Origin of the sequence: Vibrio sp. 10N.222.52.B12 (assembly GCF_002875385.1) — a bacterium.
Lineage (GTDB): Bacteria > Pseudomonadota > Gammaproteobacteria > Enterobacterales > Vibrionaceae > Vibrio > Vibrio jasicida.
Genome location: NZ_MDAW01000102.1, coordinates 34,593 through 51,463, shown reverse-complemented (window position 1 = coordinate 51,463; position 16,871 = coordinate 34,593). Strand labels below are relative to the sequence as shown.

7 protein-coding genes are annotated in these 16,871 nt (G+C 42.6%); 6 read left to right on the top strand and 1 reads right to left on the bottom strand.

Annotation, left to right across the window (positions count from 1 at the left end; genetic code table 11):
• The first annotated feature begins 6 nt into the window (after positions 1–6).
• Positions 7–3,174, top strand: coding sequence for an AAA family ATPase (locus BCT11_RS07050; RefSeq protein ID WP_102387744.1), 3,168 nt, complete (start codon positions 7–9; stop codon positions 3,172–3,174).
• Positions 3,175–3,271: 97 nt separating this feature from the next.
• Here the strand turns inward: BCT11_RS07050 and BCT11_RS07045 are convergent, their stop codons facing one another.
• The gene (locus BCT11_RS07045) at positions 3,272–3,745 is read right to left on the bottom strand and encodes a DUF1842 domain-containing protein (RefSeq protein WP_042601311.1); all 474 of its coding nucleotides are present in this window, start codon (positions 3,743–3,745) and stop codon (positions 3,272–3,274) included.
• Between the two features lie 350 nt (positions 3,746–4,095).
• Here BCT11_RS07045 and BCT11_RS07040 point away from each other — a divergent pair, with 350 nt between their 5' ends.
• The 5 genes from BCT11_RS07040 to BCT11_RS07020 all read left to right on the top strand — a co-directional run bounded on the left by BCT11_RS07040 (position 4,096) and on the right by BCT11_RS07020 (position 16,832).
• Complete coding sequence (locus tag BCT11_RS07040; RefSeq protein WP_241908997.1) at positions 4,096–5,841, top strand: FAD-dependent oxidoreductase; 1,746 nt, start codon at positions 4,096–4,098, stop codon at positions 5,839–5,841.
• Between the two features lie 262 nt (positions 5,842–6,103).
• Positions 6,104–7,381 carry a hypothetical protein gene (locus tag BCT11_RS07035; RefSeq protein WP_198593923.1) on the top strand — a complete coding sequence of 426 codons (1,278 nt, stop codon included), beginning with the start codon at positions 6,104–6,106 and terminating at the stop codon, positions 7,379–7,381.
• A 13-nt stretch (positions 7,382–7,394) separates the two neighbouring features.
• Entirely contained in the window at positions 7,395–8,330 is a 936-nt protein-coding gene (locus BCT11_RS07030) for a formyltransferase family protein (RefSeq protein ID WP_102387742.1), read from the top strand.
• A 72-nt stretch (positions 8,331–8,402) separates the two neighbouring features.
• Positions 8,403–9,011 (top strand): tail fiber protein, encoded by a 609-nt coding sequence (locus tag BCT11_RS07025; RefSeq protein WP_102387741.1) that lies wholly within the window; start codon positions 8,403–8,405, stop codon positions 9,009–9,011.
• Between the two features lie 129 nt (positions 9,012–9,140).
• On the top strand, positions 9,141–16,832 hold the full coding sequence (locus BCT11_RS07020; RefSeq protein ID WP_241908996.1) for a tandem-95 repeat protein: 7,692 nt from the start codon (positions 9,141–9,143) through the stop codon (positions 16,830–16,832).
• Positions 16,833–16,871 lie beyond the last annotated feature (39 nt).

Below are 16,871 nucleotides of genomic sequence, written 5' to 3'. Positions count from 1 at the left end.
ACACGGATGACTAACAGGGATGGTAGGGTTCCTCTCGATATTTCTCTTCTCAAGCAACTACGTAGAGCAAAGGGATTAAGCCAAGAAAAGTTGGCGGAGTTATGTTTCGAACGTGGATTAGTCGTTTCAATTTCATCGATTAAACGTGCCGAATCAGGGGCAAATGTGTTACATCGAACGGCAGCCAATCTAGCCGAATTTTTCGAAGTTCAAGTAGAACACTTACTTGCTAGACAATCGCGTAAAATCGATTTAGTGCAGCCTTCTACTATCAATGACAAAACGCTAGCCCTTATTGTCGACATCAGGCCACCTCTAACTGCTACTCAGCTTGAGCGCAAACTACAAGATGAAAGTTTAGAGATACTAACCCAAGGCCAACGTAGCGTAATAAGATGGCCAATGCACGAGTGTGATGAGTTTATTTTTGTTCATATTACTCAACTTGCTCGCCAGTTACAGAGACAGTTCAATAACGCCATCCGGATAATTCTTACCAGTGATAATGATCCCTACTTTCATTGGCTTAAAACCAAGCCTTTTGACTTTAGCCAAGCCAATGGTTTCTTCAATCACTTAGCATGGGGCGAGGCCGCGGCTTGTTCTTGCTTTGTCTCGTCTAATTGCCTCTCCCCCAAGCAACGTTTACATGTAAATGATCAGACTGGTCACTGGTATTTAGTGTCATTAAGCCAAACTAACAATGGGCACTTTATTGGACGCCAAAAAGAGTTAAAGGCGGTCAGCGCCGGAATCAAATACTGGTTGAAGCATCAAACAGGTCAAGCTTTTTGCCTAACTGGTATGGCGGGAATAGGAAAAACCCGTTTACTAAACCAAACCATTGAAACCTTTGAGAGCTATTGTGATTCCATCACTCAAATCCAGAACTTAAATCATGGCCAAGCTGAACCCCAGTCACCAACCAACGTTCTAGTTCGTGCAATATGTGGCTTTTTACGAACAGATAGCGACGAACATATCAGGCGAGATATTATTGAATCTAGGATTCCATCATCTTGTCATTTGTGTCTCTATTGGTTAATGGGCATATCGCTTAACGAAACGGAAAAACGCCTCCTTGATCTGATGGAGTTTCACTCTTTACAAGAGACGATCGAACAATCAGTACCATATTGGCTCAACCATAGCCGGAGTTTGCCACCTCAGCTAATTATCATTGAGGATGTTCATTGGGCTGACGACATAATGTTTACCATATTAGCTAACATACTCCCCCACATTACGAACTCTAACGTTTTTCTCATCTTAACCTTTAGGCAACAGCAACAACTCTCACTGCCCCAACCTTGGTTCAAATATGTCTCCTTGATTGAGCTAAACCAACTATCAGAAGAAGAAGCATATCAATTGGCTAACTCAATGGTTCCTGATCAACACGAGTTAATCGAAAACTGTCTAAAGCTTGCCAACGGTCATCCACTGTTTCTAAGACAGACCCTACTATGCGCTAAGCTTTCTACAGGCGTCCCGGAATCGCTAGAACATGTTGTCTCGACCCAGCTTGCTCAATTGCCAATGGATGATTACCTGGCTCTACAAACTGCATCGGTGTTAGGTCAATATTTTCAACTCGATCAGCTACGCGAAATAGCCACTTTACCGAACTATGTCCCTGACACTCTGCTAGAAATGGGACTGGTGAAACTTCAAGGACTTCAATATGTTTTCCATCATGACTTGATTTGCAGTGCGATACGCAACCAAATCGAGCGATCAGAACGAGAAAAAATACACCTACGGTGTGCGACGTGGTATCAAGATAAAGACCTTTATCTATACGCCATACATACTCAATGCTCTGGTACAGACAACGCTTTTGAGATACTCGATCAAACCGCACATCACTACCTGAACAACTTTCAATTTGAAAAAGCACTTTCACTAATTGATAGGGCCACAAAAATCGCCCCCACTCATAAGTTCGCCTACGCATTAAACATGAAAGGTAACTGCCTTTACTCAATGGGGAAAGTACCTGAGAGCATCGAAGCACTCGAGCTAGCTGTAGAGAATGCAATCAACGACTTAGATAAAACACAGTTTCACCTCGATTTAATCAATCCATATCGCCTAACTGACCGCTTTGAACAAGCTATGAATATATTAGATTTAGCTCAACGGTATTCTGAACAACAAGGGCGATATAAACAACTGTGTGAGATCCATTCAATGCGAGGCAATATGCTTTTTCCCACAGGTCAACTTAACGCTTGCGAACATGAACATGTCATTGCCTTGAATTACAGCAAGCAAGCAAATTGCGTGCAAGCTAGAGCAAAATCCCTCGGAGGACTCGGCGATTGCGCTTACGCACAGGGAAAAATGGTTAACTCATATGATTACTTAACTCAGTGCCTTGAATTGTGCGAGCAGCATAATCTATTAAGTACCGAAACAACGAACCGCTATATGCTCGCCACGGTCATGATTTATCAACTTCAGTCCTCTGAAGCCCTTAAGCACGCACAGCACGCTTCCAACCTCGCTTATCTCACAGCAAACAGGCGTGCCGAAATTGTCGCTCGATTAACCGCAAGTTGGATCTTTCTTGACAGGAATGATTTAGCGCAAGCAGAACACGAAATTGAAACGGCACTGCAGCTCTCAAGGCAGTTAGAAGCACATCGATTTGTCGCTTTCTTGTTAGAATCACGGGCGAGGCTAAATTGGTATCGAGGACACAAAGAAAATGCAAACAAAGATATAGAAGCGGGACTCAAGCTAGTCGAACGTTACAAACTGCATAATTTCATTGGGCCTTGGTTAGCCTCAACCCAAGCACTAGTTTGCGAGGAGCATAATAGCGCTTTCGCATATTTAGAGCTGGGGGAATTTTGGTTAGAATCAACTTGTGTCGGGCATAATTATTTACGGTTTTACCAACAAGCTATTCAGGTTGCATGGGAATATAAAACACCTTCACTTTTAAAACGCTACAGAGACAAGTTAGCTACCTTTACTGCTGATGATTGCAACCCGTGGAGTGAATTCTATATAGAGCAAGCTGACATTATGCTCGCCTTGCTTAATCAATCAAGCTCTGTTTCTGATCTACTGCACTTTAATCAAGCAGCACAGTTACATCACCTCGAACAGGCAAAAATCAGTGTCGATGAGTTCAATCAATGGCTATATGCACCTGAAACCTAATTACTAAAATCTATATAACCCAACACGCTGATTTCAAATCAATACGCCGATAACTAAGCAGTCCTAGATATCGGCGCACCATCAAGAGGTTTACAGTTTAAGCCTCACTTAACTCTTTATGTGTCGCTGTAAGCTTTTCAAGGTTTTCAACTTGGTCGTTAGACTCCAAAGTTACAGGTTGGTTTTCAACGTCAACCCAGTTTCCATCAGAGTCTTTGTAGCTGTAAAAAGCAACACCTGATTTCCAGTCATCGTTAAGTAAAATTCGTAATGTTACGTTGTGCAGATCGACACCAACTGGTGGGATTCCAGGATAAGCTTGGTAACCTTGCAAATTAATCATGATATGACAGTCACGCATAGTCGCTTGATAATGATAGTTACCCGTCAGCTCAGTATGAACATGAAGCGGTGGACTCACCGCTTGGGTAATATTCCCCTTACCAGTGATCGACTGCCCTGGGCCGCCAACCAACAGTTTAACGTCAAAGCGAATACCACCAGCCAACTTATTACCAATGATATAACTCGCTAAGAAGACATCGTGCGATTGATTAGTTTGATTTTTCATTTTGTATTTTCTCCAACTGAACATGTCGTTAATGACATCTTAAAGCTAGAGAAAGGCGAGATGATTATCCGTATCACTTTAGGTTCACATCACGATTGTCAATTTAATCATCAACTTAACTACTCTGTCTAATTGGAGGATAGTAAAAGTGGCACGAACTGTATTCTTAGCAGCGCAAACCATCTCTACTCATATCGTGCTTACGCATAGCAGAAAGAAAAAGTATCTCACTAAAGGTTCGGATCTTTTATTTATCAGAAAGATGGAGCAACTGATACCAAACTGATACTAGGACTATTCTCCCTCTTGATTAAGCTCTTAGTAGGCTTACAACAACAATGGAAGAAACCATGAAACCATGTGAACATGAACTTATTCTAGAAGCGTCAACTAAAGCTCCTGATCCACATACTCAACGCTTAGCAGTCCTCTCAACCTTTGCAATCTCCACAAATAATGCCAAGCGTTTTGTCCAAAAAATGGAACAAGATGGATTTGATAAACACAGACTACTGACCGCTGAAGATAAGTCTCTCTCGGAAGTACCTGGGCTGACTCCCTTTCAAGTTGAGCGAATGGTGTTTAATACCCGATATCAATATCAACCCTTTGTGATCGTGATGTGTCAAAACACTCAAGAGGTTCAACAAGCCTACCTGACCGCAATAGAATTGCAGCTTCCGATTAGGGTACGCTCAGGAGGGCATGACCATGCCGGGGAATGCAGCGGTGATAATGTGGTATTAATTGATGTCACCGGAATAAAAACATTCAAGCTCGATGAGGATGGCGTAATTGCGACTATTGGCGCTGGGTTTAGGTTTTATGAACTGACGCCATTACTGGCGGAACATAACCGAATGATCGCGCATGGAACTTGTGCAACTGTAGGGTTAACCGGTTTCATTCAAGGTGGGGGCTGGGGGCCATGGACACGAAAGTATGGTATGTGTTGTGAATACCTACGTAGTGCAACTCTTGTGCTCGGTGATGGTAGTGTTATTCGCGCTTCGAAAGACTGTTATTCCGAACTTTTTTGGGCGTTACGTGGTGGAGGTGGCATGAGTTACGGCATCATCACTGAAATGGAGATCGAAACTTTTGCTTTACCCAACGAAATTATTCGCTTTGAGTTAGAGTGGAATCCTTATCATAAAGAGGAACAAAAATGTCCACAACAACTAGAATACTCGAAACCACAACCTTGCCAAAGCACATTACATATACTTAAAGCATGGGAGCAAGTAGTCAACGAAACTCCCCAGACAGATTCCTGCCAATTACTGGGAACCAATTTAAAAATTGATGCTCTACCCGCCATTAACGACTTTCCAACACAAGAAGACTTAAACAGTATCGGTTTACTCAGCCATCACTGCTTAATGTATGGGTATTGGGAAGGAACACCAGACTCGCTGACAGAATTCCTAAATTCTCGATTTAAAACATGCATACCAAACGAGGTGACCATTCATACACCTCATGGTGCTAACTACCCTAACAACTTATACGACCATAGGCTCATGAGCTCTTGGGGTCGATACTCTGTGGGACAGAATGGCACGCCATTCCCTCCGGATTATGATGCGCCAGCTCCCCACAAGATCACCTCCCGTTTGGTCAAGGAAGGCGGGTTGTCTGATGAGGGTTATAGAGCACTATTGCTAAGTCTGACCTCTCCTCTTATCAAACCTGAAAATCGTGAATTAGGGCTGTTTAGCTATGTGACGCTGGGCGCTATCGCAGGCGATTTCTACTCGATAACTCAACCAAATGACTTAGAGGATGTTGCTTTTCCTTATCGTAATTGCCAATACACAATTCAATATCAGACTTGGTGGAACGAAGAGATAAAACAAAAGTTCGAATTTCAAAATAACCCTGTTTTGGTTGATGTAAACCGCGCTATGGACTGGATTGACAAAGCCCGTGAACAAAAGATAGAAGGGACAGGCGGCGCATTTATCAGCTTCAAAGATCCTTCAATACCAACCGAAATCTATTTTGGGGAACACTATGAAAGATTGGTGAAGGCTAAAAAAGTGTATGCCAAAGATCCGTTCAATCATTTACGAACTAATAAAACCATCTTTTAAACGGTGAACTTGTCGAGTCATCGTAGATTTACTCATCGCTAGCCGGAGTGCCGATCCGGCTTCTGTCCTCCTCGTTTCTTACTCTTGTTGTAATTAGAATACTTAATAAAAATCACAATATATGAGTCCCAGCGCATACAAAATACATCCAACCAACAAATATGCAACAAAGTTAATATCAATATACTAGTGTTGTAGTTAATAGAGTCGACCATCTATTTAAGGTCACCAATAACATAACGACTAGTTAGGAAAGCAAGGCATGAAAGAGAATTTAGAAGATATATTGCCACGACAAATGTCCCCCCAATATACACAACGAAATTCAAAACAAAAACAATTCGCATGCCTACGTACAGATCTAGACACTCTGTTGCAACATACAATTCGAGAGCAACTCCAAACACTCACAATGCAACAATTTTCAAAAGCAGAGCGATGCCGAAGACTACGAGAGAGCTTCGCGGTTGCAATAGAGTACGCATTATCAAACCAGGCTATTAACCATCAACAATTGGAGCCCCTTTTTGAAGAGATGTATTCGTGTTCAGTACAGTCTATGGCATTTTCAGGAATCACAGAGGAACAATTAACACTTCAGTACATCTGTCCAACCGGTCTACTCATGTCAGTACACAACAGTAAGCACACCATCAAAGATATATATCGAATTCGTAGTTATGCTCGCGGTTTACATCAGGTAATCGAGCATAAATTAAAGCACCAAAATGACGTTTCTATTCTCTACCCTGCTTGCGGCCCATTTGCTCCATTAGTATTGCCCTTGTTTGCCTATTATAAGAATCACAGGCTCTATGAAAATAAGCACTTTCACATCACATTAATAGACGCGCAACGAGGCGCTGTTCTCGTACTGAAACAACTCATTAAAGACTTAAAACTCGATGTCACCATAAACCTTATTGAGCAAGACGCCTGCACATATGAAACGAAACATGAATATGATGTTCTGCTTTTAGAAGCCTTACAGCATGGATTTACTCAAGAGGGGCACCTCAGCATAGCTAAACATCTGATAAAATTTTTAAAAGTAGATGGAACTATGCTACCTGAGAAAATACAGGTCAAAGGCATTCTAGTACATGGAGAAACTGAATTTAATCAGCAATGGAAATCCGCGGAATATGCACACTCAAACCATCAATCTATATCCGCCCAAAAAGACCGAGTAGAAATCGGTACGTTGATGGAAATAAGTAAGTCGTCTTTGCTCAAAATGAAAGAAATCGTTCTGAATAATGGTGTCAAAGTTATTCCTGCCCATTCAATTCTTCTCCCAAAAAACGTTTCTGATATTTCACAGCGGATACTGGCTATTTATGCACAGATCGATACTTACAATAAGGAACGGATCAATGCGTATGACTCAGGTATTACACATCCCAAGCCAGAGATGGATTTCTATGTAGATTCAAAACCTTTGGCAATTGACAGTGCTCACTTCATTGCTCGAAGTGGCGAGCAAATCAATTTCTACTACCGCTTATCAGGTTTACCTGGTTTTGTTGCAACGAAATAAGGCGGGACAAAAAATGACTGAAAGATACGTTGTGTTTAGTGGTAGTTGTTACTGTTTGAGCCTAGTCGACTTTCTGTATCAGCATAATAAGCTTGCTGCTGCTGTTTTACCAACCCAAGAGGTCGCAGAAAACTCAGACTTAGCTCAGTTGAGAAAAACCTTGTCACAACATCAAATCCCCACGATCCAATATGACAATACCAATGTGAGTAAATGCGTATCTCAGCTTGATGAACTTAGAGTGACATCAGGTCTAATTTATCTTTTCAGACACCTCATCCCCCAGCCTCTATTATCTTATTTTTCACACGAATTATTGAATATACATCCTGGTCATTTACCTACTTATCGAGGTTCGATGCCGATATTTTGGCAAATTGCAAAAGGTGAAAAGTCAGCAATGCTCTCTTTACATCGCGCCTCAGAAAATGAGGACTGCGGTGAAATAGCGTTGCAACTGGAAGTTCCCATCCACCCTTTTGACACCTCTCAATGCTTATTCTTGAAAATGTCACAGGCTTTGCCAATGCTATTTGAACGTTATCAACAATTGAAAATGAGTGGTGAACTCCATTTTTCACCCCAGACTGAAACCGCAGTAATTTCCAAAGTTCAGGAGCACGACTTATTCATAGACTGGCAAAAACAGAGCAGTTTAGAAATCGTTAATTTTTCTAGAGCATCTAATCCCGAATTTGGTGGATCACGAGTTCTTATTCGAGGCGCAGCAATTAACCTACTTCAGGCTACAGCTACAGCCACCAGGATCAAAGGTATCGCTACTGGAACCATCTTGGCCTCTAGCCAAAATAACGGGTTGATCATCAAGACCATCGATAGTGCGATACGGTTGGATATTCTCGCTACTCAGCAGGGAGTATTTGATGGCTATCGGTTCGCTACATTGTTTGGATTAGATGCAGGGATGGACCTCAACCAATTGGTGTAACTAGAACCACGGTTAGTGCGAGTTCACCTAAATCCAATGCCCCTTAGTGAAAAGCAAATAATAGGAGTGATTATGGCTACTGAACCTTTTCTTGGAACGATGACTGCCTTTGCCGGAGATTTTTCCATCAGAGGCTTTGCCTTGTGTAAAGGGCAAACCGTTTCTATTGCTGACAATCAGGCTTTGTTTTCCTTGTTAGGAACTACTTATGGAGGAGATGGGCGTTCGACATTTCAGTTACCTGATCTACGAGGACGAAGTCTCGTTGGCATAGGTCAAAGGCCCGGCGGACTAAATTATGTTCGAGGAGAACAAATAGGGAATGAACAAGTAATCGTTGCTATCAAAAACATGCCTCAGCATTCTCACTCAACTACTTTTACCCCGCAAGGCGGCATTGCTTCGGCCACTCTGCAAGTCGCCACCAATAAAGCCAATACAGAAGTTCCTGATACGGATTCCTATCTTGCTCAAAATACATCCGATAATTTTTTCAAGCCTGGGTTCGAAACTGAGACTCTCACTAACATTAAAGGGATGACACTTTCTGGCGGAATGACAGGCGGCACGGTCTCGATCGGCAATACTGGAGGCTCTCAACCATTGAATATTCTTAATCCCGCATTGCCAATCAGCTGGCAGATTTCCATGACAGGAGCTTATCCCTCCCGTAACGACTAAGCAACGACACCATATGTGGCGAACTGTTAATTTCGTTCACCTCAACCTTAGTTCCACATAACTCACAAGACTAAGAACAACATTCAAAGCATTAACCAACATGAATGTTTTATTGATCAAGTCGCAATCATGAACGGAGATCTGAATATGAGATTGAGCAAGTTTGCACAAACTTTTTCTTTAGCATTCATATCCGCCGCCTTTTTCTCAGGAAATACTTGGGCAGCGCAGAAGACGGTAGATTATTCTTATGGCTCAGGTGACAATTTAAGCCACATACAAGACGGAACTAATGGTGTATCTGATATCAGCCTAGACAATACAGGTGATGTAACGATGGTACTGGATGCTGGGGGAAGTAGTGATGGAATACCATTCACAGGCCTGAACGATTTTTCTTTTGCAATCCAGTCCACTTTTTCCAGTACCATGATCAGTGACGTTAATACAGACAGAGGGTTTCGATTCTATGAAAGCTCAGGCACTAACTTTAGCTTTGATGGTATTACGTTTATACAAGGCTCGGACAGATCAAGCGATACAACTTACACTATTACCCTAACTGGATATTCTGACGGACAACAAACGGTGACTGAGTCTGTAGAGTTACCCAAGGGAGGAGAGGCAAACTCTAACCTTTTTGATGCTTTTTCAATCTCTAGAGATACGGACTATATTGATGAGGCTTGGAAAGACGTCGATGCTGTGACAATGGCTTTTTTCTGTACGGCCACACCAGCTTGTAACGATTCACGCTATGCAGTCCGAGGCATCACAATAGATGATGCAACGACAACAGATTCCGCCGCCCCACGCTATATCAGCATAAACTCTACTCCTATCGATGATAGTGCCAATGTATCCCTTAGCAATGACATCGTTGTCGCTTTTGACGAAAACATCGTTTTGGGCACTGGTGAAATCACAATATATAACGTTACCGATGATAATGACTTTGAAACCTTCGATGTAACACTTAAAAGTGATGGTAATTCAACCTCCCCTGCCGCCGGTAGAGTAAGCATTAGTGGTAACAAGCTTTATATAAATCCAACCAACGACTTATTAGGTAACCGAACTTTTGCAATTCATATCGATGCTAACGCCGTCCAAGATAATAACGGCAATTCCTTTTCAGGAATCAATGACAACACCACCTTTAACTTTATTACGCTAAATTCTGCACCCAACGTGGACTTAAACTCCGAAATAAGTGGGAGCGATAATGAAGTAAACTTCATTGAAGGTGGCGGAGCCGTCAACATTACAACTTCATCCTTGGTTACTGAGTCCGATAACGACACAATCAAAACTATAACCATAACTTTGACAAACGATTACCATGGTACAGCTGAAGGATTAAGTGTCACAGCATCAGCCCAAAATAGCCTGACAGGCGTATCGGGCGCATCCGATATTGTATTACAAGACACCATTTCAATGTCGAATATGATGGCATCGACTTCTGAAATCTCTGCATTTCTAGACGCTCTCACTTACAACAACACATTCATCACACCAGACGAAACATCTCGTATTGTTACTGTTGTTATCAACGACGGAAGTGCAGATAGCACCTCTCGCTCTACAACTATTAATGTAGAAGCCCTGAATCGAGCACCATCAAATATTACATTGTCACTTACATCAATTAACCAATCCTCTACTGGCGACAACATCACTGTTGGTGCATTGAGCACTGAAGATGCCGATTTAAGTGACAGCCACACCTATTCTCTGGTGGCAGCAAACACAAGCGAAAACGGTACTTGTACTTCAGGGAGCGGTAATAGTAGCTTCGTCATCAATGGTGACAATTTGCAAACACGAAGCGCTTTGATTCCCGGAACTTATGTCGCTTGCGTACAAACTGACGATACGACGACCACCTTTCAAAAAAGCGTTACGATTACGGTTTTAGACGATGTAGCCCCTATTTCGCTGTCAATCACCACACCTATTGAAGGTGATGGCGTGATAAATTCCACAGAGGTCAATAGCGTATTGATTTCTGGTAGCGACGCAGAAGCCAGCAACAGTATTACTGTCACTGTATCGGATAGCATCAACCCTACCGTGACGCGCAACGTCATCGCGGACAATGGTGGGAATTGGACTCTAAGTGGCAGTGAATTGGACTTAAGCAGCCTAAATGATGGCTCACTCACTGTGTCAGCGACCCAGAGGGATGCTTCAGGCAATACTTCAACACCGTCTTCACAAAGCATCGTATTGGATACAAGTAAACCAACGGTTACCACATTCACAACATCAGAAAACGCTTTAAAAGCAGGCCAAAACTCAACAATTGACATCACTTTAAGCGAATCAAGCTCTAACTTTTCACTAATTGATGTTACAGCAAGTAATGGCCAACTTTCGGATTTTACTGGTAGTGGTACCACTTATGCTGTACTTCTCACCCCAACTGAAAACGCTGAAGGTAATGTGACACTAGAGATAAAAGCTGGTGTATTTTCTGATCAAGCCGGTAACGTAAATATTGCAGCAACACCACTCTCCCTCAGTTTCGATACTCTTCCCCCAAATGGACACCGTATTGAAATCGATCAAGCCTCCATTGATGCAACCAATGAATCTGCCATGAGTTTTACATTGTCTGATGCAGAGGTAGGAGCATACTTTACTTATGAGATCACTGATGGCGTTGCAACAATAGCAAGTCCGGGGTCAACGCTCATTGCCTCAGCGGTTCAACAAGTCACAGGTTTAGATGTCACGACATTATTAGAAACAGATTTGATTTTATCCGTCGTTCTCACTGACACTTCAGAAAACGTCTCAGAAGCGGTCACAGATACAGTTGCAAAACAATATGACGCAGCACCTGTGGCAATGGACGATAGTTTCTCTACTAATGAAGATACAAGCGTACAGTTCGATATATTAGCGAATGACAGTGACATTAATGATGATCTCGTCGCTTCATCAGCAATTGTTCAATCGCAACCAGTGAAGGGGCAAATCAGCATTACCAACGGTGTTGTTACCTATACACCCAATGCCAATGTGTCAGGAACAGACAGTTTCGTTTACACAGTTAAAGACGCAAAGTTACAAGAATCGAACACCGCTATCACCACAATTACCATTAATGCGATTAACGACGCGCCTATAGCAACGGATCTTGTAATCAATACAGATGAAGATACCGCGAGCAACGCATTAAATGTACGTAATAGCTCTACTGATTTGGAGGATAATATCCCGACCGGTGAGCTTCAAATTGTATCCGCACCGCAAATTGGCGAGGTCATCCTAGATCAGGAAGCTGGCACGATAGTTTATACGCCAAGTCCGAATGCATTTGGCAGTGATAACTTTACATACACAGTAAGTGATAGCGAAGGTTTGGTTTCGAACACTGCAACGGTTAGTGTCAATATTGGAGCAGTCAATGATGCACCAATAGCTAATGCAGATAGCTTGATATTCGATGAAGATATCACATCCACATTGGATGTACTTGGCAATGATACCGATATTGAAGACTCAGCTTTTGTACAAAGCAATATTACTCTTCAAGATCTAGGTCAAGGGGCTGGTATCTATCCCTTTGCTACCGTAAGTATCAATCAGGATGGCACTTTGAACATAGCCCCAACACAGGATATCACTGGGGTCCACAGCTTTACTTATACCCTGACAGACAGTGGACAAGCGGTATCGCATAGTGCAGTGGTGACTTTAAGCATTACCGCAATCAATGATGCTCCAATCGCAATTGATAACAAAGCACAACTATTCGAAGAAGGTCAATTTGAAGTTAATGTTTTGGGTAACGATACCGATGTTGACTCAGGAGATGCCCTCAACACAAACAGCGTTAGCGTGAGCCTAGAGCCTAACAATGGCATTGTTCAGGTGACTTCCACTGGCACGATCATTTACACGCCAAACACGGACTTTTATGGCGAAGACAACTTTACCTATACAGTAGAAGATACGGCTGGAGCACTCTCCAACGAAGCCACTGTAACCATGACAGTGAGTCCTGTTAATGATGCCCCAACGGCAACATTACAATCACTAACATTAAGCGAAGATGAAAACCTTGATATCACGCTAATCGGCCGTGATATTGAGAGCGATAGCCTTACCTATACCATCACAACCCAACCACTTAACGGTACACTGCTCCAACTTTCTTATAACATGTGGAGATACATACCCTCCGCTGATTTCCATGGTTCCGATAGTTTCGAATTCATTGCAAATGATGGTGAGCTAGGCTCAGAACCCGCGACTATCACACTCAGCGTACTCGCCACTAACGATGCCCCGTTCGCCCAGCATGTGGCCACTAAAGGCCGAGAAGAACAAGCTTTAACTATCACGTTAGAAGGAGAAGATGTTGAAGGTTCCCCCCTAACCTATCGCATCATCAACCAACCGCAACACGGTAGTGTCACGCTTAATGGTACTAAAGTGACCTATTACGGAAACGACCACTACTTTGGTGAAGACAGTTTTACCTATGTCGTAAACGATGGCGAATTAGATTCTGATCCAGCAATAGTCAGCTTAACCTTGTCTAACGTACATGATGCTCCAATCATTGTTGGCACCCCGAGTACGTTGCTCAATCAAGGAGAGACTTATACCTTTACGCCGGTCGTAACCGATGTCGACAGTAGTAAATTTACCTTCAGTGCAAAAAACTTACCAGACTGGTTAACCCTTGACCCATTGACCGGGACACTGTCTGGCACACCATCAAATGACGACGTAGGCTCTGTGTCTAACGTTCTATTAACCGTTAGTGATGGAAAGACTAGTACTTCATTACCACATTTCAATCTAACGGTTAATAATGTGAACGATGAACCTCAAGCAATTAACGACATTTATATATTTACCCAAGAAGATGAAGGCACCTATCTATTAGATGTTTTAAGTAATGATAGCGACGAAGATGGAGACAATCTCAAGTTAGTATGGATAAGTAGTTCAGCTGGAAATGTTGAGGTAATAGGTAGTCAGCTAAAATTTACCTACGACAAGGTAGGCACGACAACGCTCCAATATGGCGTTAGTGATGGTAATGGTGGTAAAGCTAATGCAACCGTTGAAGTCAGCATAGAAAGTTCTGTACTTAACGCACCGAGCATTACTGCACCAACGGACATCGAAGCTAATGCAACAGGTTTATATACTAAGGTGCAACTTGGTGTAGCAATGGCCCAAGACAGCATTGGCAACGATTTGCCGGTCAGTCTAGTCGATGGGCGAACTCTTTTTGCTCCAGGCATTACTACGGTATTCTGGAGCACTCAAGATTCTGAAGGAAATATCACGCAAGATGTACAACTCGTCACAGTACATCCGTTAGTTAGTATCGAAAAAGATGGGCAAACCACTGAAGGAACAAGTCATTCGGTGAACGTTATACTAAACGGCAGTTCCCCGTCCTACCCTGTAACAATACCTTATACAGTATCTGGCACTGCAAGTAGCTCTGACCATTCTTTACGAGATGGTCAAGTAGTGATTGAGTCTGGCACCACTGGAACAATTGACTTTGATGTTCTTGCTGATGATGTTTCCGAGAGCATAGAAACCATTATTATTGACCTTGATGCTCAACTGAACCTAGGCAGCAAGCATCAATATGTATTGACCATCAGTGAGCAAAATGTGGCACCTACTGTAGAGATTACCATCTATCAATCTGGAGAAAAACGCAGCCGCATTGAAAAAACAAGTGATATCGTCACAATTACTGCTACGCTGGCGGATGCCAACACCAGTGACAGGCATATACTTCGTTGGTCAACAGATAGTGATGAATTAGCTACTTTAATTGCGGGGCAAGAAGCCAACGCCAGCCTATATTTTTCTGCAGAACAACTACCTAACGCAATTTACTCCCTTACTCTTCGAGTAACTGATGATGGTGATGAGTCGCTTTCAGTCACCCAAAACGCTTTCATTGAGGTAAATGAAGCACTGCCAACACTGAGTGCATCTATCGATAGTGATGGTGATTTAATTCCTGATGCTGAAGAAGGTCACAATGACAGTGATAATGATGGGATCCCAGATTACCTTGATGCGATTTCAGACTGTAACGTAGTACAACAACGTGTCATCGATCTAAATAACTTTTTAGTAGAAGGTCAACCAGGGGTATGTTTACGCAAAGGTGTGAGTACCTTAGAAAATCAAACTGGTGGTGTCGAATTGTTGGAGAGTGAATTACTGCAAGATGAACAAGCCAGTAATATTGGCGGTATCTTCGATTTTGTCGCCACAGGTTTGCCGCAAGCTGGACAAAGCTATCAATTGGTTATACCACAACGCCTTCCTATACCCGCCAATGCTGTCTACCGTAAATTCCAAGCCGAGCAAGGTTGGCAGGATTTTGTAATAGACATGAACAACTCAGTTGCATCAACACTTGGTGAGCGAGGTTACTGCCCTCCACCAGGAGGCACGAGTTGGATTGACGGTTTAAATGAGGGGCATTGGTGCGTTCAAGTCACTATAAAAGATGGCGGGCCAAATGATGATGATAACATCGCTAACGGAACCATCATTGATCCAAGTGGGGTTGCAGTTCGAGCAAGTGACACTGTTTTGCCACAACCCACTGATGACAAAATTAAAATTCATCGTAATGGTTCAGCTACCATTGATGTCTTGAACAACGACACAACCTCTGATGGACAAAGTCTGTCAATTAGCCATGCAACCACCAATATTGGTCGTGTTTCGATTGTCAATAATCAGTTGTATTACACTGCTGCAAATCAATTCATTGGTGAAGACAACATTAACTACAGCATTACGGATAATGTTGGTGGTACAGGAAGTGCCAACGTGGCTGTAACGGTAATTAACAGCCAAGCCCCTTATGCCATCGATGATTTTAGCCAAACGAATGACCGCTCAATGATAACAATGAATGTATTAAGTAATGATTATGACCCCGACAATGATGCATTGAGCGTAGTCTCCGCAGTCGCTATTCGAGGAACCGTCACTATCAATGACCAAGAAGCCCTACTCTATACACCACCTCTTGGGTTTGAGGGTGAAGACTCAATAACTTACTTAATTCAAGATACGCATGGCTTAGAGGCAAAAGGGAAAGTAACAGTGAAAGTAACCCTAACACATGATGCAGTCGTATCGAATCAGTCCGGTGCGGGCTCGATGAATCTGATATGGCTATTTCTATTAAGTTTCTTAACGGCGATGAGATCCCACAAATTACAGTGTGCTTTTGTCGCACTTCTAGCCGTGAGTTTCAATAGTCGCGCAAATTGGTTTGTTGAAGGGGAATTGGGCATAAGCGAAGCCGATGATAGAAATATATCATCCACAGAAACACTCTACTCCACAGATACTTCTGACCGATTTTTTTCCGTAGCTGTTGGCTACAGTATCGATCCAGACTGGTCAGTTTCCTTACGCTATATCGACATGGGCTCAGGTAGTGCACGCTTGAAATCAACGACAACAACACCCACTCAGTATCACCAAAGTGTCGCATCTATTGCTCCCATTCTTGTACAGGGCTTTGGCTTTGATACTCGCTATCGCTTTTGGCAACAGGGAGATTGGTTTACTGATGTGACACTTGGTGTAATAAGCTGGGAAACAGAGGTAGAGAGTAAATATTTAGACAACAAGATCACGACTCAATTCGATGGAATCGATTCGTATGCAGGTCTAGGCGTTGGCTATACCGTAACAGATCGAGTGAGTATCACATTAAAGTTATCTCGATACTTTCTCGATGAGAATGACATCGATACTGCAACAGCTATCTTACGTTATCAATGGCCCCGATAAGCATGTTAAGCGAGCAAAAATCGACTTGTTACATGCATT